General features: G+C 70.0%; 18 protein-coding genes. 9 read left to right on the top strand and 9 right to left on the bottom strand.

Annotated features, from left to right (window positions below):
• The first annotated feature begins 98 nt into the window (after positions 1–98).
• From purQ to E4O86_RS10140, 3 genes are read left to right on the top strand one after another with little or no spacing between them, the layout of a single operon-like run.
• Positions 99–776, top strand: coding sequence for a phosphoribosylformylglycinamidine synthase subunit PurQ (purQ, locus tag E4O86_RS10150; protein WP_161140422.1), 678 nt, complete (start codon positions 99–101; stop codon positions 774–776).
• Entirely contained in the window at positions 773–1192 is a 420-nt protein-coding gene (locus E4O86_RS10145) for a hypothetical protein (protein ID WP_161140421.1), read from the top strand. Before purQ ends, E4O86_RS10145 begins: the two co-directional genes overlap by 4 nt.
• A gap of 26 nt (positions 1193–1218) precedes the next feature.
• Positions 1219–1497 (top strand): hypothetical protein, encoded by a 279-nt coding sequence (locus tag E4O86_RS10140; protein WP_161140420.1) that lies wholly within the window; start codon positions 1219–1221, stop codon positions 1495–1497.
• 31 nt (positions 1498–1528) lie between these two features.
• Here the strand turns inward: E4O86_RS10140 and E4O86_RS24025 are convergent, their stop codons facing one another.
• Positions 1529–1672, bottom strand: coding sequence for a DUF1127 domain-containing protein (locus E4O86_RS24025; protein ID WP_246206327.1), 144 nt, complete (start codon positions 1670–1672; stop codon positions 1529–1531).
• Between the two features lie 169 nt (positions 1673–1841).
• Between E4O86_RS24025 and E4O86_RS10130 the strand changes: the two genes are divergently transcribed.
• The 4 genes from E4O86_RS10130 to grxD all read left to right on the top strand — a co-directional run bounded on the left by E4O86_RS10130 (position 1842) and on the right by grxD (position 6399).
• The gene (locus E4O86_RS10130) at positions 1842–3260 is read left to right on the top strand and encodes an aminotransferase-like domain-containing protein (RefSeq protein WP_161140419.1); all 1419 of its coding nucleotides are present in this window, start codon (positions 1842–1844) and stop codon (positions 3258–3260) included.
• A 143-nt stretch (positions 3261–3403) separates the two neighbouring features.
• The gene (purL, locus tag E4O86_RS10125) at positions 3404–5626 is read left to right on the top strand and encodes a phosphoribosylformylglycinamidine synthase subunit PurL (RefSeq protein ID WP_161140418.1); all 2223 of its coding nucleotides are present in this window, start codon (positions 3404–3406) and stop codon (positions 5624–5626) included.
• Between the two features lie 170 nt (positions 5627–5796).
• Positions 5797–6030, top strand: a complete 234-nt coding sequence (locus tag E4O86_RS10120; protein WP_161140417.1) for a BolA/IbaG family iron-sulfur metabolism protein — start codon at positions 5797–5799, stop codon at positions 6028–6030.
• 36 nt (positions 6031–6066) lie between these two features.
• Positions 6067–6399 carry a Grx4 family monothiol glutaredoxin gene (gene grxD, locus E4O86_RS10115; protein WP_205520820.1) on the top strand — a complete coding sequence of 111 codons (333 nt, stop codon included), beginning with the start codon at positions 6067–6069 and terminating at the stop codon, positions 6397–6399.
• Between the two features lie 96 nt (positions 6400–6495).
• Here the strand turns inward: grxD and ttcA are convergent, their stop codons facing one another.
• From ttcA to E4O86_RS10095, 4 genes are all read right to left on the bottom strand, one after another.
• Positions 6496–7377 (bottom strand): tRNA 2-thiocytidine(32) synthetase TtcA, encoded by an 882-nt coding sequence (gene ttcA / locus E4O86_RS10110; RefSeq protein WP_161140416.1) that lies wholly within the window; start codon positions 7375–7377, stop codon positions 6496–6498.
• A 90-nt stretch (positions 7378–7467) separates the two neighbouring features.
• Complete coding sequence (gene rpsD, locus E4O86_RS10105) at positions 7468–8085, bottom strand: 30S ribosomal protein S4 (protein ID WP_161140415.1); 618 nt, start codon at positions 8083–8085, stop codon at positions 7468–7470.
• A 159-nt stretch (positions 8086–8244) separates the two neighbouring features.
• Positions 8245–9060, bottom strand: coding sequence for a glutamate racemase (gene murI, locus E4O86_RS10100; protein WP_161140414.1), 816 nt, complete (start codon positions 9058–9060; stop codon positions 8245–8247).
• Complete coding sequence (locus tag E4O86_RS10095) at positions 9053–9841, bottom strand: RNA methyltransferase (protein ID WP_343039139.1); 789 nt, start codon at positions 9839–9841, stop codon at positions 9053–9055. Before E4O86_RS10095 ends, murI begins: the two co-directional genes overlap by 8 nt.
• A 208-nt stretch (positions 9842–10049) precedes the next feature.
• Here E4O86_RS10095 and E4O86_RS10090 point away from each other — a divergent pair, with 208 nt between their 5' ends.
• On the top strand, positions 10050–11261 hold the full coding sequence (locus E4O86_RS10090) for an NADP-dependent isocitrate dehydrogenase (protein WP_161140412.1): 1212 nt from the start codon (positions 10050–10052) through the stop codon (positions 11259–11261).
• Positions 11262–11307: 46 nt separating this feature from the next.
• Here E4O86_RS10090 and E4O86_RS23935 read toward each other — a convergent pair whose 3' ends face one another.
• The 4 genes from E4O86_RS23935 to cckA all read right to left on the bottom strand — a co-directional run bounded on the left by E4O86_RS23935 (position 11308) and on the right by cckA (position 19618).
• Positions 11308–13059: a cation:proton antiporter domain-containing protein gene (locus E4O86_RS23935; RefSeq protein ID WP_161140411.1), complete on the bottom strand. Its 1752-nt coding sequence runs from the start codon at positions 13057–13059 to the stop codon at positions 11308–11310.
• A gap of 21 nt (positions 13060–13080) precedes the next feature.
• Positions 13081–15744, bottom strand: a complete 2664-nt coding sequence (gene alaS / locus E4O86_RS10080; protein ID WP_161140410.1) for an alanine--tRNA ligase — start codon at positions 15742–15744, stop codon at positions 13081–13083.
• A gap of 173 nt (positions 15745–15917) precedes the next feature.
• Positions 15918–16994: a recombinase RecA gene (gene recA / locus E4O86_RS10075; protein ID WP_161140409.1), complete on the bottom strand. Its 1077-nt coding sequence runs from the start codon at positions 16992–16994 to the stop codon at positions 15918–15920.
• A gap of 101 nt (positions 16995–17095) precedes the next feature.
• Positions 17096–19618 (bottom strand): cell cycle histidine kinase CckA, encoded by a 2523-nt coding sequence (gene cckA / locus E4O86_RS10070; RefSeq protein WP_161140450.1) that lies wholly within the window; start codon positions 19616–19618, stop codon positions 17096–17098.
• Positions 19619–19824: 206 nt separating this feature from the next.
• On the opposite strand from cckA, the gene E4O86_RS10065 reads away from it, so the two are divergent.
• Positions 19825–20231, top strand: a 407-nt coding sequence (locus tag E4O86_RS10065) for a flagellar biosynthetic protein FliO (protein ID WP_205520819.1), incomplete at its 3' end; no start/stop codon positions are given.

The raw sequence follows: 20231 nt of genomic DNA, 5'->3' as shown, positions 1-20231 counted from the left end.
AAGCGGGTGGCGGAGTGCCCACGCGGCCTCCGCGGGCATATTGCCGCCCCGCAGGCGGATATGACGACGCGGCCGATCGACACGGAACCGGAGACAGCATGAGATCCGCCATCATCCTCTTCCCGGGCACCAACCGCGAGCGCGACATGGCCGCCGCGCTGAAGCGCGCCTCCGGCCGCGATCCTGCGATCGTCTGGCACGCCGAGACAACGCTCCCCGCGGTCGACCTCATCGTGCTGCCGGGCGGCTTCTCCTTCGGCGACTATCTCCGCGCCGGGGCGATCGCGGCACGCTCGCCGGTGATGGCCGAGGTCGTGAAGCGGGCGAACGAGGGCGTGCTCGTGCTCGGCGTCTGCAACGGTTTCCAGTCGCTCTGCGAGGTAGGGCTCCTCCCCGGCGTGCTGATGCGCAACGCCTCGCTGAAATTCGTCTGCCGCGAGGTGAAGCTCGAGATCGCGAACACCCAGACGCCGTTCACGCATGCCTACCGTCCGCGCCAGATCATCCGCTGCCCCGTCGCGCACCATGACGGCAACTATTTCGCCGACGAGGCGACGCTCGACCGGCTGGAGGGCGAAGGCCGCATCGCCTTCCGCTACGCCGAGGGGACCAATCCCAACGGCTCGCGCCGGGATATCGCCGGCATCCTCAGCGAGCGCGGCAACGTGCTCGGGATGATGCCCCACCCGGAGGACATGACCGACGAGGCGCATGGCGCGCTCGACGGGCTCGGCCTCTTCCGGAGCATCGCCGGGATCGGGGAGATGGCCGCGTGAAGCCCTGCGAGCTCCGCTTCGGACCCGCGAGCGCCGCGGCGCTCATCGCGGCCGCCCTCCTCGCCGGCTGCACGCCGAGCCCGGCGCCGCAGCGCGACTACATCCTCTACCGCGCGAGCGGCAATCCCATCGCCGTCTCGGAGCATGTGAGCGAGCAGGTCCGTGCCTGCTGGTTCGGCGCCGACCGCGCGTCCTTCGCCGGCTACGCCTACACGCCCGAGATCGACAGCGGGCGCGCCCGCGTGCTCGTCGTGCCGGCCAACGACCCGACCGGGCTTCCGAAGCTCGTCGTCGAATCCACGCAGGCCGGCTACGGCACGGACGTGAAGCTCTTCGGCCCGCTTCTGGCGGGGCCGCAGGGCGCGCGCATCCAGGCCGACGTCGCCCGCTGGTCCGCGGGCACCGCGGGCTGCTGATTTCGCCGTTCGGCCAGGGGGAGCCGATGCCGCATCGAATGGTCCTCGCCCTCGCGCTCATCGCGGCGGCAACCACGCCCGTCCCGGCCCTCGCGGACAAGGCCGCGGCGGGCGCCTGCGCGAACGGGCTCTCGCCCGACGCGAGGCTGATCTACGAGGAGGCCTATCCGGGCGTCGCCGCCGGCGGGGATCTCGTCGGGACCATCAGGCAGGCCGCGACCGGCCTCGTGAAGGGCGGCCGGATTCCGCGGAACTCGGCACGCAGCGCCGCCCAAGAGGCCGGAGCCTGCCTGAAGCGCCTCTGAGCGCCGCGGGAACGCCGGCCGTCGCCTGACCTCAGTCCCAGAACGGACGCAGTCCCTCCCGGTGGGCATCGGCCCGCGACAGCCCGATATCCTTCAGCTGGTCGTCCGTAAGGGCCAGGAGCGCGCGCCGACTGCGGCGCTTCGCGGCCATGGTCGCCAGACCCTCCGAGACCATCGCGGCGACTCCACGCCAACCGGCCGCCCGGCCGGGCAGGAAGGCTTCTGCGATCTTTGCGATCCGGAATGTATCTATTGTAACCATCGGCCCGGCCTGATCATCTATATTGTCGGGTGCTTCCTCATGCATTGACTCGGCATTCGGGGCAAGCTAGATAATTGTCACCATGACAACTTGGTGTCCCGACCTATCCGCCGGAACGGGTCCGCTCTATGTGCGCCTGGCCGACCTCATCGAGCGCGACATCGACAGCGGCCGGCTGACGGCCGGGGCGAAGCTGCCGCCGCAGCGCAACCTGGCTTTCGACCTCGGGGTGACGATCGGGACCGTCAGCCGCGCCTATGCGCTCGCCCATGAGCGCGGGCTGGTGAGCGGCGAAGTGGGCCGCGGCACCTATGTCAGGCAGCGCCGCACGCCGGACTTCCCCGCGGCCGCCGCGTCGGCGCCGGAGATGCCGGCGATCGCGCCGGGCCATGCGGGCCCGCAACCGGCGCTTCGCCTCGACAGCACCGCCGCGCCCGAGATCGGGGTCGCGCCGGTGCTCGAGCGGATCAGCGCCGAGATCTGCCGGGAGGCGCCGGACGGCGTGACCTCCTACATCCGCACGATCCCGACCGCCTGGCTCGAGGCGGGGGCGCGCTGGCTCGGGCGCGACGGCTGGCATCCGGACCCGGCGAGCATCGTCCCGAGCCAGGGCGCGCATGCGGCGATCATGTCGGTGATCGCGGCGACGACGATGCCGGGCGACAGGATCGCCTTCGAGCCGCTGACCTACGCCTCGATCGCGCGGAGCGCCGCGCTCTCCGGGCGGCGCGCGAGCCTCGTCGCCGCCGATGCGGAGGGCGTCGTGCCGGACGATCTCGAACGGGTCTGCGCCCAGCAGCATCCGAAGGTCCTCTTCCTGATGCCGGCGCCGCAGAACCCGACGCTCGCCATGATGGGGGAAGAGCGCCGCCGCGCGATCGCGGAGATCGCCCGGCGGCATCAGCTCTGGATCATCGAGGACGCCGTCTATGGGGTGCTGCTCCAGGACGGCGTGCCGCCGATTGCATCGATTGCACCCGAGCGCGTCTTCCATGTCGGCAGCCTGTCGAAGGCGGTCGCCGCCGGCCTGCGCGGCGGCTGGGTCGCGTGCCCGCCGAACTTCGCCGGCCGGGTGACCATGGCCCACAAGATGATCACGGGCGGAAAGCCCTTCCTGATGTCGGAGCTGGTGGCGCGGCTCGTGAATTCCGGCCTCGCCTTCGAGCTCGCCGCCGCGACCCGGGCGGACATCGCGCGCCGCGTCGCGCTCGCGCGCGAAACCTTCGCGGGGCTCGACGTGCGCCTCCACGACGCGGCGCCCTTCCTCTGGCTGACGCTCCCGGAGCCCTGGCTTTCCGGCACGTTCAAGAACGCCGCGGCAGCGGAAGGCATCCTCATCGACGAGGAGGACGAATACAAGCCCGCCCGCTCGGACATTGCCTATCACGGCGTCCGCGTCGGGTTCTCGACCGTCCCCGCCTTCGACCATCTCGCCACCGGCTTCCGGATCTTGCGCCGGCTGGTCGACCAGGGCCCCTCCGCCTACGACAGCTACAATTGAGCCGAAAGGCGGGAAGCTCGCGGGCGCGGTCGGTTCCGTGTTTCCTGCGGGAACATCAAGGCTGCCGCCGATGGCCGGGCGAGGCTTTGCAGCCGGCTGTTCCGCCCTTATGGAACGGGGGAACCAAGGACGTCCCGCCTCACATGACCGACGACATTGCCATCACCCCCGCGCTCGTCGCCGAGCACGGGCTCAAGCCCGACGAATACGAGCGGATTCTCGGCCTGATCGGGCGCGAACCGAGCCTCACCGAGCTCGGCATCTTCTCGGCCATGTGGAACGAGCACTGCTCCTACAAGTCCTCCAAGCGATGGCTGCGGACGCTGCCGACCACGGGCGCGGTCGTCGTCCAGGGTCCCGGCGAGAATGCCGGCGTGGTCGACATCGGGGACGGGCTCGTCGCCGTCTTCAAGATGGAGAGCCACAATCATCCCTCCTACATCGAGCCGTACCAGGGCGCGGCGACCGGCGTGGGCGGCATCCTGCGCGACGTCTTCACCATGGGCGCGCGGCCGGTCGCCGCGCTCAACGCGCTGCGCTTCGGCGAGCCGTCGCATCCCCGCACCCGCCACCTCGTCGCGGGCGTGGTCGCCGGCATAGGCGGCTACGGCAATTCCTTCGGGGTCCCGACCGTGGGCGGCGAGGTGAACTTCCACCGCCGCTTCAACGGCAACTGTCTCGTCAATGCCTTCGCCCTCGGCATCGCCAGGAGCGACGGCATCTTCTACTCGAAGGCGAAGGGCGTCGGGCTCCCCGTCGTTTATCTCGGGGCGAAGACCGGCCGCGACGGCGTCGGCGGCGCGACGATGGCCTCCGCCGAGTTCGACGAACGGATCGAGGAGAAGCGCCCGACCGTGCAGGTCGGCGATCCCTTCACCGAGAAGCGGCTGCTCGAGGCCTGCCTCGAGCTGATGGCCTCCGGCGCGGTGGTCGCGATTCAGGACATGGGCGCCGCCGGGCTCACCTCCTCCGCCGTCGAGATGGGCGCCAAGGGCGATCTCGGCATCGAGCTCGACCTCGACCGCGTGCCGACGCGGGAGGAGGGCATGACGGCCTACGAGATGATGCTCTCGGAAAGCCAGGAGCGCATGCTCATGGTGCTGAGGCCGGAGAAGCGCGCCGAGGCCGAGGCGATCTTCAGGAAGTGGGGCCTCGATTTCGCGGAGGTCGGCCGCACCACCGACGACCTGCGCTTCCGCGTGCTTCGCCACGGCGCGGTGATGGCGGACCTGCCGATCAAGGAGCTCGGCAACGAGGCGCCGCAATACGACCGGCCCTGGCGCGCGCCGGCTCCGCTGCCGCCGCTCGGCCCCGCCGGCCTTCCCGGCACGTCCTGGACGGAGGCGCTGCCGAGGCTTCTCGGCTCGCCGGACCTCTCCTCCCGCCGCTGGGTCTGGGAGCAGTACGACCACCTCGTCCAGGGCAACACCGTGCGCAAGCCCGGCGGCGACGCGGCGGTGGTCCGCGTCGAGGGAACGGAGAAGGCGCTCGCGCTCTCCGTCGACGTCACGCCGCGCTATGTCGAGGCGGATCCCTATCAGGGCGGCATGCAGGCGGTGGCCGAATGCTGGCGCAATCTCACCGCCGCCGGCGCCGACCCGCTCGCGGTGACCGACAATTTGAATTTCGGCAATCCCGAGAAGCCCGAGATCATGGGCCAGTTCGTCCGGGCGGTGGAGGGCATCGGCGAGGCCTGCCGCCGCCTCGCCTTTCCGATCGTCTCCGGCAACGTGTCGCTCTACAACGAGACGCAGGGCGAGGCGATCCTGCCGACGCCGGCGATTGCGGGCGTCGGGCTTCTGCCGGACTGGCGCCTCGCCGCCGCCCTCACCTTCGCGCAGGCGGGCGACGAGATCCTGCTGATCGGCGCGCCGGCCGGGGCGTGGGGAACCCATCTCGGCCAGTCCGTCTGGCTCCGGGAGATCGCCGGCCGCGAGGAGGGTCCGCCGCCGCCCGTCGACCTCGACGCGGAGAAGCGGAACGGCGACTTCGTCCGCGACCTGATCCGCACCCGGCGCGCGACCGCCGCGCACGACCTTTCCGACGGCGGCCTCCTCGTCGCCGTCGCGGAGATGGCGCTCGCCGCCGGCCTCGGCGCCGAACTCGCCGAGCCGCGCGGACCGGCGGCGGCCGCCCTGTTCGGCGAGGATCAGGGGCGGTATCTGGTAACCCTCCGCACCGACGAGGCGGCGCCGGTGCTCGAGGCGGCCGCGGCCGCAGGGGTGGCGGCCTGCCGCATCGGGCGCGTGAGCGGCCGCGCCGAACTCCGGGTCGGCGGCGAGGCGGTGTCTCTCTCGGATCTCCGCGCCGCGCACGAGGGCTGGTTTCCCGCCTTCATGGATGCGCCCGACGCGCTTACCGACTAGGCGCCCGCGCTCCGGGGCGCCGCCGTGCCGCAGCCGCGCGGCCGCGTGCAGAGCCCGCGCCTGCACGCGCTCCGCGCGCGCATGCAATTGACGCGGCGCAGCGAGGCGCCCACATTGGAGTGCGCCGGCGTTCGCGAGTCCGACGCCGGAGCGTCTGCGAGGAACCTCTCATGCCGATGAGCGCCAGGGACATCGAGCGTCTGATCCGGGAAGCGCTGCCGGATGCGCACGTGCGGATCCGGGAGCTCGCTGCGGACGGCGACCATTATGCCGCCGAGGTCGTCTCCGAGCAGTTCCGCGGCAAGAGCCGTGTCCAGCAGCACCAGATGGTGTATGAGGCCTTGAAGGGAAATATGGGCGGAGTCCTGCACGCGCTTGCGCTGCAGACGAGCGCCCCGGACTGAGGCGGCCGCCCCCGCCCGCGTGATCAGGAGCAGAGATTGAGCACCCCCATCCACGACTGGATCGACGCCCAGGTGAAGGCGAACGACATCGTGCTCTTCATGAAGGGCACGCCCTCCTTTCCGCAGTGCGGCTTCTCCGGACAGGTGGTCCAGATCCTCGATTATCTCGGCGTGCCCTATGCGGGCGTGAACGTGCTGGAATCGGACGATCTGCGCCAGGGCATCAAGGAATACAGCAACTGGCCGACCATCCCGCAGCTCTACGTGAAGGGCGAATTCGTTGGCGGGGCCGACATCATCCGCGAGATGTTCCAGGCCGGCGAACTGCAGGGCCTGTTCGAGGAGAAGGGCGTCCAGAACGCCGCCTGACGCCGCGCGCGGCAGGGCCTACGGTTCCGCCGCTCCACGCTCGCGCTGGGCGCCCTGGACGCCGTCGGCGTCCTCTCGATCCTCCCCCTGCGCCGCCTATTCGGCCGCCTCCGGTGCACGCGCCTCGGCTGCGAGGCCGGCAAAATCGAACAGCGACGGATCGAGGAGGTGGGACGGGCGCGCATTGGCGAGCGCCCGGACCATGTTGCGCTTGGTGCCCGGCCTGGCGCGCTCCCAGTCCTCGAGCATCGCCTTCACGCGGGCGCGCTCCATCCCCTCCTGCGAGCCGCAGAGGTCGCACGGGATGATCGGGAACCGGAGCGCCTCGGCGAAGCGCGCGAGATCGGCCTCGGCGGAGAGCGCGAGCGGCCGCAGCACAAGGAGATCGCCCTCGTCGTTCCGGAGCTTCGGCGGCATCGCTGCGAGCCGCGCTCCGTGCAGCAGGTTCATCAGGAACGTCTCGAGCACATCCTCGCGGTGATGGCCGAGCACGATCGCGCTGCAGCCTTCCTCCCGCGCAATCCGATAGAGATGCCCGCGCCGCAGCCGCGAGCAGAGCGAGCAATAGGTGCGGCCCTCGGGGACGGTTCGGGTCACGACCGAATAGGTGTCGCGCCGCTCGATCCGATGCGGAATGCCGTGCGCCGATAGAAAGTCCGGCAGGACGCGGGCCGGGAAGCCGGGCTGCGCCTGGTCGAGATTGCAGGCGAGGAGATCGACCGGCAGCAGCCCCCGCCATTCGAGATCGAGGAGGAGCGCGAGCAGCGACCAGGAATCCTTGCCGCCCGACAGGCAGACGAGCCAGCGCGCGCCGGGCTCGACCATCGCGTAGCGTGCCAGCGTCTCGCGCATCTCGCGCATCAGCCGCTTGCGCAGCTTGCCGAACTCGACGCCCTCCGGCGCATGGCGGAAGAGCGGCGGCGCGCCCTCCCCGCCGGGATCGCGATCTTCCGCTTCGAGGCTCGCTCCGGTCGACATCGGACCGCTATGACAGAACCGTCCGACCGCGCCAAGGCCAACGAAAAAGGCCGCCCGGGGGCGGCCTCGATCGATTGGCCGGAGGCCCGATCAGCGCGAGTAGAACTCGACGACCAGGTTCGGCTCCATCAGGACGGGATAGGGGACGTCGCTGAACGCCGGCACGCGGGCATAGCGGGCGGTCATCTTGGAATGATCCGTCTCGATATAGTCCGGAACGTCGCGCTCCGCGAGGTCGACCGCCTCGAGCACCATGGTGAGCTGCTTCGAGCGCTGGCGCACCTCGACCACGTCGCCGACCTTGCAGCGATAGCTCGGAATGTTGACCTTGCGGCCGTTGACGCGGACATGGCCGTGATTGACGAACTGGCGCGCGGCAAACGGCGTCGGCACGAACTTCGCGCGGTAGACGATCGCGTCGAGGCGCGATTCGAGCAGGCCGATCAGGTTCTCCGACGTGTCGCCCTTCATCCGCGACGCCTCGTCGTAGACCTTGCGGAACTGCTTCTCGGAGATGTTCGCGTAATAGCCCTTCAGCTTCTGCTTGGCGCGCAGCTGCGTGCCGAAGTCGGAGAGCTTCTGCTTGCGGCGCTGGCCATGCTGGCCGGGACCGTATTCGCGCTTGTTGACGGGGCTCTTCGGGCGGCCCCAGACATTCTGGCCCATGCGGCGATCGAGCTTGTACTTCGCCGAACTGCGCTTGCTCATTCTCTTCCTTACCGTTTCGTGCGTGTCGAAACGCGCCCATCCTCTGCCGCGGCTGCGGCCGACAGGGAACCGGCGAGAGCTCGCCGCCGCCTCGGAAGGCGGTGCCCGCAAACAGGCAAAAATCCCACGGGTGCGTCTGCGCTCAAGGCGCGACCGGGCTCACTTAGGGGTTCTCGCCGCCCCTGTCAAATTCCCCACCGGGAGCCCGAGCCTCGCGAGGACGCGCTCCAGGCGCGGCGGCGGCCGGCGCCCGCTGGTGAAGACGGCGAAGGAAGGCGCGGTCCCGCCCTCGCGGCCGGCACCGAGGACGGCCTCCAGCCGGCGCGCGATGGCCGCGGCCGGATCGATCCAGGTGACCGGCCACGGCGCCACGCGCTCGAAGATCGTCCGCAGGAACGGGTAGTGCGTGCATCCGAGCACCACGATGTCGGTCCGGGCGCCGTCGACCTCGATGAAGCAGGGCTCGATCTGGGCCCGCACGGCCGCTTCGTCGACCGGCTCGCCGCGCATGTGCGCTTCCGCGATCGCGGCGAGATCGGGGGCGCCGACGAGGCGCACGTGGCAGTCCTTGGCATAGGTCCTGATGAGCTCGCGCGTATAGTCGCGCCGCATCGTCCCGGGCGTCGCGAGCACCGCGATCACCCCGGTCCGGGTGCGTTCGGCGGCGGGCTTCACCGCCGGCACCGTGCCGACGAAGGGGATATCGAAGCGTGCGCGCAGCGGCGGCAGCACGAGGGTCGACGCCGTGTTGCAGGCGATCACCACGGCCGCCGGATCGTGGGCCGCGACGAGATCCGCCATGAGCGCGACCACATGGTCGACCAGGGCGCCCTCCTCCCAGTCGCCATAGGGAAAGGCGGCGTCGTCGGCCACGTAGAGCACCGGGAGGTCCGGCAGCCGCTCGCGGATCGCGCGGTGGACGGAAAGCCCGCCGACCCCGGAATCGAAGACGATGACCGGCTTCGCCTCAGTCATTCTCGTCCGCGCGCCGTCGCTTCTCGTGCCGGCGTTCGAGGGCCGCGACGACGCCCCTCAGCACCTTGATCTCCGGTTCCGTGAAGCCTGCCCGCTGCAGGATCGCGCGGAGGTTCGCAACCATGGTCGGCCGCTTGTCCGCGGTCCGGAAATAGCCGGCCTCGTCGAGCGCCGCCTCGAGATGCTCCATCAGCCCGATGAGCTGCGCCTTGGGCGCGGGCGTGGCATCGAACGCCGCGACCGGCGCGCGGGCGGTGATCCGTCCGTCGAGGCCGGCGCTCATCCATTCGTAGCTCATCAGCAGCACCGCCTGGGCGATGTTGAGGGAGGCGAAGGCCGGGTCGACCGGGAAGGTCACGATCGCATCCGCGAGCGCGATCTCCTCGTTGGTGAGGCCCCAGCGCTCGCGCCCGAACAGGATGCCCGTCGCCTGCCCTGCCGACGACCGGCCGCGCAGCGCCGCAGCCGCCGCACGGGGACCGACCACCGGCTTGGGCAGGCCGCGGTTGCGGGCCGTCGTCGCGTAGACGTAAGCGAGATCCGCGACCGCCTCCTCGGTCGTGGCGAACAGCTTCGCCGCGTCGATGACGTGATCGGCCCGGCTCGCCGCCGCGCGCGCCTTCTCGTTCGGCCAGCCGTCCCGGGGCGCGACGAGACGGAGATCGGCAAGGCCGAAATTGGCCATGGCGCGCGCCGCCGCCCCGATATTCTCGCCGAGCTGGGCCTCGACCAGGATGATCGCCGGGCCCGGCCCGGCCTCGTTCGAAGGCTTCTGCTGCACGTCGACCGGCCGCTCCTCACCCGCGGCCCTTCGAGCATGAACCGGCCGCGCGGCCGCTCTCTTCCCCCGATCGCCCGCTTCTGTCCAGCCGGCATGCGGACGCTGTATACAGCGGTTGGCGGCATCGGGGCGCTTTGCTATAGGGGCGCGACGTTCCCTTCCCCTCCCGCGCGCGGTGCCGGCACCCGCTTTCGTGAAAGGCTGATTGATGGCGAAGATCAAAGTCGCGAACCCGGTGGTCGAGCTCGACGGCGACGAGATGACCCGGATCATCTGGCAGGCGATCAAGGACAAGCTGATCCACCCTTATCTCGACATCGATCTCCTCTACTACGATCTCAGCATCGAGAAGCGGGACGAGACCGACGACCAGATCACGATCGACGCCGCCGAGGCGATCCGCAAGCACGGCGTCGGCGTGAAGTGCGCCACGATCACGCCCGACGAGGGCCGGGTGAAGGAATTCGGCCTCAAGAAGATGTACCGTTCGCCGAACGGCACCATCCGCAACATCCTGGGCGGCGTCATCTTCCGCGAGCCGATCATCTGCCGGAACGTGCCGCGCCTCGTGCCGGGCTGGACGAAGCCGATCATCATCGGCCGCCACGCCTATGGCGACCAGTACCGCGCCACCGACATGCTCATTCCCGGCAAGGGCCGCCTGACGGTCCGGTTCGAGGGCGAGGACGGCAAGGTGATCGAGCACGAGGTGTTCAAGTTCCCCGGACCGGGCGTCGCGCTTTCGATGTACAACCTCGAGGATTCGATCCGCGACTTCGCCCGCGCCTCGATGAATTACGGCCTGATGCGCGGCTATCCGGTCTACCTCTCCACGAAGAACACGATCCTCAAGGTCTATGACGGCCGCTTCAAGGACATCTTCCAGGAGGTCTACGACAGCGAGTTCAAGTCGGAGTTCGAGAAGGCCGGCCTCACCTACGAGCACCGGCTCATCGACGACATGGTGGCGGCGGCGCTGAAATGGTCGGGCGGCTATGTCTGGGCGTGCAAGAACTATGACGGCGACGTCCAGTCCGACACGGTCGCCCAGGGCTTCGGCTCGCTCGGCTTGATGACCTCGGTCCTGATGACGCCGGACGGCAAGACCGTCGAGGCCGAGGCCGCGCACGGCACGGTCACCCGCCATTACCGCCTGCACCAGCAGGGCAAGGAGACGTCGACGAACTCGACCGCCTCGATCTTCGCCTGGACCCGCGGGCTCGCCCATCGCGCCAAGCTCGACGACAATGCCGAGCTGAAGCGCTTCGCCGAGACGCTCGAGAAGGTGACGGTGGACACGATCGAATCGGGCGCGATGACGAAGGACCTCGCCGTCCTCGTCGGCCCCGACCAGCAATGGCTCTCCACCACCGGCTTCCTCGACAGGATCGACGAGAACCTCCAGAAGGCGATGGCCTGACCGATTCCGGGACGCGGACCGACCGCCCGCGTCCCGGACCTTCCGATCACACGGTTTCCGGCTCCAGGAGCGCGGCCTGCCGGCTGCGCTCCTCGTCGAGCCGCCTCAGCACCTCGTCATCCGGAACGCCCAGGCCCTCGAGCACGCGGCCGGCGAGCTGCAGGCTTCCTTCCAGCGCCTCCGGGATCACGATCGCGCCGAGATCGGCGAGCGCGCGCGCATGCTCTTGGTCGCGCGCCCGGGCGAAGACCGGCGCATCCGGACGCCGGCGCCGGATCGACCGTACCATCCGCTCGGCCGCGGCCGGCGCATCGACCGTGACGATGAAGGCACGCGCCCTGTCGGCACCGGTGCGCTCGAGCATTTCCGGCCGCGCCGCGTCTCCGAGAAAGACGGCCCGCCCCGCGCGCATGTGTTCGCCGCAGAGCTCCGCATTCGTGTCGATGGCCACGACGGGCACGCCCTCCCGCTCCAGGATGCGGGCGATCATCTGGCCGACCCGGCCGAAACCGCCGACGACGACATGGTCCAAGGTGCCCGACAGGTCCGGACCCGCCGCGGCGGCCTCGTCCTGCCTCCGCTGGAGACGTGTTGCGAGCAGCCGGCCGAGACGGCCGAGAAGCGGCGTGACGAGCATCGAGAGCGACACGAGGATCGTGACAAACTGGGCCAGTTCGCCGCCGGCCGCGCCGTTCGACTGCGCCACGCGCACGACCACGAAGGCGAACTCGCCGGCACCGCCGAGGAGGAGCGCGACCTCGAGCGCGACCGCCGGCGCAATCCCGAAAAGCCGCGCGGCGGCGAAAAGGATCAGCGCCTTGATGGCGAGGAGCGCGGCGAGCGCGAGGAGAAGGAGGTGGATCTGCTGCCAGAGATAGAGGAGATCGACCCCCATCCCCACGCTCATGAAGAAGAGGCCGAGCAGCAGGCCCTTGAAGGGATCGATGTCGACCTCGATCTGGTGCTGGAATTCGGTCTCCGCGAGGAGCGCGCCGGCAAGGAACGCGCCGAGCGCGAGCGACAGGCCCGCCGCCTCCGTTCCGACCGCGAAGCCCACCACGGCGAGCATCGTCATCGCCATGATGAGCTCGCGGCTGCCAGAACGTGCCGCCTGGGCGACGAGAGGCCGCAGCACGAACCGGCCGACGAGGACGATGATCCCGATCGCGAGCACGGCCTTGGCGCCCGCCCAGGCGAGCGCCGCCGCCGCGCCGCCCGCCGTCTCCGACGCGCCGAAGCCGAGCAGGCCGACGATCACCAGAATCGGCACGACCGCGAGGTCCTGCATCAGGAGGACGGAGAGGCTGATGCGCCCGGTGCCCGTGGCGAGCCGGCGCTCTTCCACGAGCACCTGCATCACGATCGCCGTCGAGGAGAGCGACAGCGCGAGCGCCACGACGAGCGCGGCGACCGCGGGCAGGCCGAGCAGAAAGGCCGTAAGGCCGGTCGCCGCCGCGGCGCCGAGCACCTGCGCCGAGCCGAGGCCGAAGACGTAGCGGCGGAGCTCCCAAAGCCGGCGCGGCGAGAGCTCGAGCCCGAGCACGAACAGGAGGAACACGACGCCGAACTCGGCGAACGGCTTGATCCGCTCCGGATCCCGGATCACCAGGACGGAGAGGATCGGTAGATCGCCGGTGAGGCCGCCGAGCGCGTGCGGGCCAAAGGCCATGCCCGCGACCAGGAAGGCGAGCGTCTCGCTGACCCGGAACCGCCGGAAGAACGGGACGATGATACCGGCCGCGAAGAGGAAGGCGAGCCCGTCCTCGATCCAGGCCGAGTTTGCGACGGCGGCTTCCACCGGAGGTCCCGGCGCGGCCCGCTAGGCGGCGCCGGCCCGCTCCGAGAGCGCCGCCGTGATGGCGTCGAGCGAGGCGGCTGCCCGGCTCGCATCCGGCCCGCCCGCCTGCGCGAGATCGGGCCTGCCGCCGCCGCCCTTGCCGCCGAGCGCCTCGGCGCCGACGCGGACGAGATCGACCGCGCTGATCCGGTCGGTCAGGTCGTCGGTGACGCCGACGACGAGCCCGGCCTTGCCCTCGTTGATCGCGACGATCGCGACCACGCCCGAGCCGACCTGGCGCTTGCCCTGGTCGACCAGCCCGCGGAGATCCTTGGGCGCCACGCCTTCCACCGAGCGCGCCATCAGGTTCACGGACCCGACCTGGCGGACGGCAGGCTCGCCGCCGGAGCCGCCGAGCGCCATGCGCTTCCTCGTCTCGGCGAGCTCGCGTTCGAGCCGCCGGCGCTCCTCGATCAGCGTTCCGACGCGCTCGACCGCCTCGTCGGGCCTGACCTTGAGCCGCGCCGCTATGTCCCGGACCCTGCGGTCCTGCTCGACGAAATAGCGGCGCGCCGCCTGGCCGGTGAGCACCTCGATGCGCCGCACGCCGGCCGCCACCGCGCTCTCGCCGATGACCGCGATCAGGCCGATCTCGCCCGTCCTCTGGACATGCGTGCCGCCGCAGAGCTCGACCGAATAGGTCTTCCCCGCGTCGCCGGGCGTCCGTCCCATCGAGACCACCCGGACCTCGTCGCCGTATTTCTCGCCGAAGAGCGCCATCGCGCCCGACGCGATCGCCCCGTCGCGATCCATCAGCCGCGTCTCCACGGAGGAATCCTGCAGCACGACGGCGTTCGCCATGTCCTCCACCGCCAGCAGCTCCTCCTCGGTCAGAGGCTTCGGATGGGCGAAATCGAACCGCATCCGCTCGGGCGCGACGAGCGAGCCCTTCTGCGTGACATGCGTCCCGAGAACGGCGCGCAGCGCCGCATGGAGCAGGTGGGTGGCCGAATGGTTGCTCCGGATGGCGGCCCGGCGCGCGCCGTCGACCGCCAGGTGGACGGCATCGCCCGTCTTCAGGACGCCCGCCTCGAGCCGGCCGTAATGCACCCAGAGCCCGTCGGCCTTCTTCTGGGTGTCCGTCACGCGGAAGCGCGCGCCGAGCGTGGAGAGAATCGTGCCGGTATCGCCAACCTGACCACCGGATTCCGCGTAGAACGGCGTCTGGTTCACCACCACGGCACCCTCCTCGCCGACGGAGAGACGGTCCGTCTCAACACCGCCCGCGACGAGCCCGAGCACGACGCCCTCCGCACTCTCCGTCTCGTAGCCCAGGAATTCGGTGGCGCCGATCCGCTCGCGCAGCCGGAACCAGACGGTCTCGGTCGCCGTGTCGCCGGAACCGATCCAGCTCGCTCGGGCCTCCGCGCGCTGCCGCTCCATGGCATCGTTGAAGCCCATCAGGTCCACGCCGATGCCGCGGTTCTTCAGCGCATCCTGCGTGAGATCGAGCGGAAAGCCGTAAGTGTCGTAGAGGCGGAAGGCGGTCTCGCCGTCGAGCGTGTCGCCGCGCCCGAGCGAGGTCGTCGCGGCATCGAGCAGCGACAGGCCGCGCGCGAGCGTGCGCTGGAACCGGCTCTCCTCGAGCTTCAGCGTCTCGCCGACGAGCGCCTGCGCCCGCCTGAGCTCCGGATAGGCGTCGCCCATCTCGTGCACCAGCGTCGGGACGAGGCGATAGATCGAAGGCTCCTCGGCGCCGAGGAGATGGGCGTGCCGCATCGCCCGCCGCATGATCCGGCGCAGCACGTAGCCGCGCCCCTCGTTCGACGGCAGCACGCCGTCGGCGATCAGGAAGCTCGCGGCGCGCAGATGGTCCGCGATGACGCGCGGGCTCGCCCGGTTGATGGCGTTGGTCGGCCGTCCGGTCTGCTCGTGGACCGCGGCGATCAGCGTCCGGAAGAGATCGATGTCGTAATTGTCGTGGACGCCCTGCAGCACGGCGGCGATCCGCTCCAGGCCCATGCCGGTGTCGATCGAGGGGCGCGGCAGCTCGATGCGCTCCTCCGGCGTCACCTGCTCGTACTGCATGAAGACGAGGTTCCAGATCTCGATGAAGCGGTCCCCGTTCTCGTCGGGCGAACCGGGCGGGCCGCCGGGAATGCCTTCGCCGTGGTCGTAGAAGATCTCCGAGCACGGCCCGCACGGGCCGGTCTCGCCCATCGCCCAGAAATTATCGCTGCTCGCGATCCGCACGATCCGGGATTCCGGCAGGCCCGCGATCCGGCGCCAGAGCTCGAAGGCATCGTCGTCGCTCGCGAACACCGTGACGAGGAGACGGTCCGCGGCGAGGCCGAACTCCTTCGTCACGAGGGTCCAGGCAAGCTCGATCGCGCGCGCCTTGAAATAGTCGCCGAACGAGAAGTTGCCGAGCATCTCGAAGAAGGTGTGATGCCGGGCTGTATAGCCCACATTGTCGAGGTCGTTGTGCTTGCCGCCGGCGCGCACGCATTTCTGCGCCGTGACGGCCCGTGGCCAGGGGGCCGCCGACTTGCCGGTGAAATAGTCCTTGAACTGGACCATCCCGGCATTGGTGAACATCAGGGTCGGATCGTTGCGCGGAACGAGCGGGCTCGAGGCCACGGGCTCGTGCCCCTCGCGCGCGAAAAAGTCCAGAAACGCGGTGCGGATGTCGTTGACGGTGGCCATTGAGCACTCTTGACTGCGGCGACGTCCGGCCGCGCTGCGCATTTAAGCGCAGGCGTCTGGCCTGTCCAGCAAACCGCCCCTGAGCCGCCGCATGGCCGCCACAGGTCTGCCGCGGCGCCCCGGCCGGATCCGGAGCGCGCGCCCAATGGAAACCGTGCGGCCGTGCGGCCCGGTCACGCCTCCTCGGCGAGGTCTCCCGGCTCCGCGTCGAGGAGCTGGCTCGCGATCAGGCCCGAATGCCGCCGGATCGCCTGCTCGATCTCGTCGGCGATGTGGGGATTGTCCTTCAGGAACTGCTTGGCGTTCTCCCGCCCCTGCCCCAGCCGCTGGCTGTCGTAGGAGTACCAGGCGCCGGACTTCTCCACGATACCCGCCTTCACGCCGAGATCCACGAGCTCGCCGCGCTTGGAGATGCCCTCGCCGTACATGATGTCGAACTCGACCTGCTTGAACGGCGGCGCCAGCTTGTTCTTGACCACCTTCACCGTGGTCTGGTTGCCGACCACCTCGTCGCGATCCTTGATGCTACCCACCCGCCTGATGTCGAGCCGGACGGAGGCGTAGAACTTCAGCGCGTTGCCGCCCGTCGTCGTCTCCGGGCTCCCGAACATCACGCCGATCTTCATGCGGATCTGGTTGATGAAGATCACCATGCAGTTCGAGCGCGAGATCGACGCCGTGAGCTTCCGCAGGGCCTGGCTCATCAGCCGCGCCTGGATGCCGGGCAGCGAATCGCCCATCTCGCCCTCGAGCTCGGCGCGCGGCGTGAGCGCGGCGACCGAATCGATCACGAGCACGTCGATGGCGCCCGAGCGCACCAGCGTGTCGGCGATCTCGAGCGCCTGCTCGCCCGCATCGGGCTGCGAGATCAGCAGTTCGTCGAGATCGACGCCGAGCTTGCGCGCATAGACCGGATCGAGCGCATGCTCCGCGTCGATGAAGGCGCAGACGCCGCCGCGCTTCTGCGCCTCGGCCACGGTATGGAGCGCGAGCGTGGTCTTGCCCGAGGATTCCGGCCCGTAGATCTCGACGATGCGCCCGCGCGGGAGACCGCCGACGCCGAGCGCGATGTCGAGGCCGAGAGACCCCGTCGGGATGGTCGCGATCTCGACCACCTTGCCCTCGCGGCCGAGCCGCATGATCGAGCCCTTGCCGAATGCCCGCTCGATCTGGCTCAGCGCCGCGTCGAGCGCCCTGTTCTTGTCCATGCTGCCCTTGTTTCCGTCGACAACCTTCAGTGAATTCACCATCCCGACCACTCCCGTTCAAGGGCATTTCCGATTGCCGGAAACCTTGCGCTGCAGAATATGTACACTGTTTGTTCCCATCCGTAAAGGTCCGCCCGCCGGCCTCACCCGCCGGTGAGGCTCTTCTTCACCGCGGTGGCGAGCTCCTTGAGCGAGAACGGCTTCGGCAGGAACTGGAAGCTCTCGCCTTCGGGCAGATGCTTCGCGAACGCCTCCTCCGCATAGCCGGACACGAAGATCATCTTCACGTCCGGCTGCCGCCTCCGGAGCTCGTTGAGGAGCGTCGGCCCGTCCATTCCCGGCATCACCACGTCGCTGATGACGAGATCGACCGGCTGGTCGAGGCCGCTCATGATTTCCACCGCCTCGCTGCCGGACGCGGCCTCGAAGATCTGGTAGCCGCGCGCGGAGAGCGCCCGCGAGGCGAAGGCGCGCACCGCCTCCTCGTCCTCGACGAGCAGGATGCGCGCATTGCCGGTCAGGTCCGCCGGCCCCGCCGCGGCGGGCCCGCTCGCCTTCTCCTCGGCCTCTGCCGGCTTCTGGTAGCGCGGCAGCAGGATCCGGAAGGTGGTGCCCGCCCCCTGCTTGCTGTCGACATAGATGTAGCCGCCCGTCTGCTTGATGATGCCGTAGACGGTGGAGAGGCCGAGACCGGTGCCCTTGCCGACCTCCTTCGTCGAGAAGAAGGGCTCGAAAATCTTCTCCATCACCTCCGGGCTCATCCCGATGCCGGAATCCGCGACCTCGATCATCACGTAGTCGCCCGGCCGGAAGCCCTGCTCGCGGGAGCCGGCCGTCTCGGCCTCCGGCACGTTCCGCGTGCGGATCGTCAGCGCCCCGCCTTCCGGCATCGCGTCGCGGGCGTTGACGGCGAGGTTCACGATCACCTGCTCGAGCTGGTTGAGATCGGCCCGGATCGGCCAGAGGTCGCGCCCGTGCTCCACCTTGAGCTCGATGCGCTCGCCGAGCAGCCGGTCGAGAAGCACGGAGATGTCGGACAGCACCTCGGCGAGCTCGATCGTCTGCGGCCGCAGCGTCTGCCGGCGCGAGAAGGCAAGCAGCTGACGCACCAGGCCGGCGGCCCGGTTCGCGTTCTGCTTGATGTTCATGATGTCCTGGAAGGCCGGATCGGTCGGCCGGTGGCTCGTCAGGAGCAGGTCCGAGAAGCCGATGATCGCGGTCAGCACGTTGTTGAAGTCGTGCGCGATGCCGCCGGCGAGCTGGCCGACGGCCTGCATCTTCTGGCTCTGGGCGAACTGCGCCTCGAGCGCGCGCTGCTCCGTGGTCTCAAGCGCGTAGATGACGGCCGCCTCCTCGCCGTCATTGCCTTCCACGATCGGGCTGACGAAGAAGCGGGCGCTGCGCTCGGGCGAATCGGCGAAGGCCGCATCGACGGGCGGGATCTCGTTCTGGCCGGCCATCGCGGCGTCGATCGCCGCCGTCAGCGAGGCGCGGTCGCCGGGCTGGACCACGTCGGCGGGCAGGCGCGGCTTGCCGTCCGTGCCGTTCCGCCCGAACAGCATCACGAAGCGCGCATTGGTCAGGCCGAGGCGGCCCTGGCGATCCACCGAGGCGATCGCCATCGGCGTGTTGTTGAAGAAGCGCGCGAAGCGCATCTCCGCGATCCGGCCGGCCTCCGCGTCGTCCCGCAGGCGCATGTCGAGGACGAGGGTGCGCGAGGCGCCGACGGTTCCGTCGGCCGCCACCGGCACCCGGTGGAGGAGCCGTACCGGCAGCCGCGTCCCGTTCGCGCGGACGAGATCCACGTCGAGCGTCTCCGCGCCCGAGCCCCCGCGCGCCGGATGGGTCGCCTGCAGGATCGACAGGCTCTCCACGGTCAGAAAGCTGCGTATGTGGTGGGCCCCGGGCTCGAACTCGGCGAGGTCGATCCCGAGCCATTCGGCGAGCGTCGCATTGATGTAGCGGATGCGGCCGTCCGGCTCGAGCGAGAAGAACCCGGCCGGCGCATGGTCCAGATAGTCGATCGCGTTCTGGAGCTCCCGGAAGATGTTCTCCTGGTGCTCCCGCTCGCGGGTGATGTCGGCGACGAGCCAGGCCGCACGCGCGCTGCCGGTCTCAAGCGGATTGACCCTGATCCGGTACCACCGCACGGTGGCCGAGCGCCCGCCGATGCCGCCCGGCATCCGCACCTCCTCGCTCGCGCGCCGTCCCTGGTCCATGGCGCCCGAGAGGCGGTAGATCGCCTCGGCAGCGTCCGGATTGCCGGAAAAGAGCCGCTCGACGGTGGGGAGGTCGTCGGCCGCCTCGGTCCCCGCAAGCTTGAGATAGGCCGGGTTCGCCTGCATCGGCCGGCCGTCGGCGCCGGTGATCACGGCACCCTCCCCGAGGGCGTCGAGGAAGGCCTCCGCATTCGCGGTCTGCCGCTCGGCGGCGGGCTCCCCGCTCCGGAACGAAAGAAGGCCGGCCGCGGCGGCGAAGATGGCGACGACGCCCATCGTGGCGAGCAGGCCGAGCGCCGCCAGCACCACGAGATTCGCCGCGGCCGGCGGCAGGACGACATAGGCACCCGCCGCCACGACGAGCGCAAGCGCGAGCAGAAGCAGGACGATCGGATTGCCCGGACGGGCGCTTCGCATCGTGCTCACTGCGTCCGTTTCGTCTTTCATCATCGCCCGTGATCCCGCGCCAGACAGGCGACCGATTCGGCGCCCGAAGGCCGCGCGCGACCTTGTACCGCGATGCTCCGCATTTCAACGTCAGGACGCCGAAACGCATGCGCTTCCGCTCGCCGATTTGAATCGGGCCGGCGCGAAGGCTATTCCTGCCGGAGCGTTTCCGCCGCGGCCGCGTTTGCGGGCAAAGGGAGAGTGGAATGGGCGAGCTGCTGTCTGCAACCTTCGGCATCGAGTCGCCGGTGGCGACCGTCGCCGCCGCGCTCGCCGTCATCGTCCTGCTGGGTCTCGTCTTGCTGTTCCTGCGGCAGACCTTCGCCGGCCGGCCGCGGCGGGCCTCGGGTCAGGGTCCGCGCCTGGCGGTGGTGGACCACGTCGCCGTCGACGACCGCCGCCGCCTCGTGCTCGTGCGCCGCGACAGGATCGAGCATCTCCTGATGATCGGCGGTCCGAGCGACATCGTGATCGAGGCCGGCATCGGCGCTTCGGCCGCGACGGCGCAGCCGGCGAAAGCCGCGGGGGAGCCGGCACGGCCGGCGGGACCTGCCCGGATCGAGCCCGTGCCGCGTCCGGCACGGCAGGAGCCGGCCGGCGGCGCCAAGGCGCA

It is taken from the genome of Propylenella binzhouense, assembly GCF_009866965.1.
In the GTDB taxonomy this organism is placed as follows: Bacteria; Pseudomonadota; Alphaproteobacteria; order Rhizobiales; family Afifellaceae; genus Propylenella; species Propylenella binzhouense.
This window is presented reverse-complemented; position numbering and strand designations above follow the sequence as displayed.

What these genes read in the sequence shown, in the direction of transcription:
- E4O86_RS10140 (WP_161140420.1), top strand. Translation starts at nt 1,219, where the DNA reads ATGCCGCATCGAATGGTCCTCGCCCTCGCGCTCATCGCGGCGGCAACC.
- rpsD (WP_161140415.1), bottom strand. Translation starts at nt 8,085, where the DNA reads ATGAGCAAGCGCAGTTCGGCGAAGTACAAGCTCGATCGCCGCATGGGC.
- E4O86_RS24025 (WP_246206327.1), bottom strand. Translation starts at nt 1,672, where the DNA reads ATGGTCTCGGAGGGTCTGGCGACCATGGCCGCGAAGCGCCGCAGTCGG.
- cckA (WP_161140450.1), bottom strand. Translation starts at nt 19,618, where the DNA reads ATGAAAGACGAAACGGACGCAGTGAGCACGATGCGAAGCGCCCGTCCG.
- E4O86_RS10090 (WP_161140412.1), top strand. Translation starts at nt 10,050, where the DNA reads ATGGCGAAGATCAAAGTCGCGAACCCGGTGGTCGAGCTCGACGGCGAC.
- purL (WP_161140418.1), top strand. Translation starts at nt 3,404, where the DNA reads ATGACCGACGACATTGCCATCACCCCCGCGCTCGTCGCCGAGCACGGG.
- recA (WP_161140409.1), bottom strand. Translation starts at nt 16,994, where the DNA reads ATGGTGAATTCACTGAAGGTTGTCGACGGAAACAAGGGCAGCATGGAC.
- ttcA (WP_161140416.1), bottom strand. Translation starts at nt 7,377, where the DNA reads ATGTCGACCGGAGCGAGCCTCGAAGCGGAAGATCGCGATCCCGGCGGG.
- purQ (WP_161140422.1), top strand. Translation starts at nt 99, where the DNA reads ATGAGATCCGCCATCATCCTCTTCCCGGGCACCAACCGCGAGCGCGAC.
- E4O86_RS10120 (WP_161140417.1), top strand. Translation starts at nt 5,797, where the DNA reads ATGCCGATGAGCGCCAGGGACATCGAGCGTCTGATCCGGGAAGCGCTG.
- alaS (WP_161140410.1), bottom strand. Translation starts at nt 15,744, where the DNA reads ATGGCCACCGTCAACGACATCCGCACCGCGTTTCTGGACTTTTTCGCG.
- murI (WP_161140414.1), bottom strand. Translation starts at nt 9,060, where the DNA reads ATGACTGAGGCGAAGCCGGTCATCGTCTTCGATTCCGGGGTCGGCGGG.
- E4O86_RS10130 (WP_161140419.1), top strand. Translation starts at nt 1,842, where the DNA reads ATGACAACTTGGTGTCCCGACCTATCCGCCGGAACGGGTCCGCTCTAT.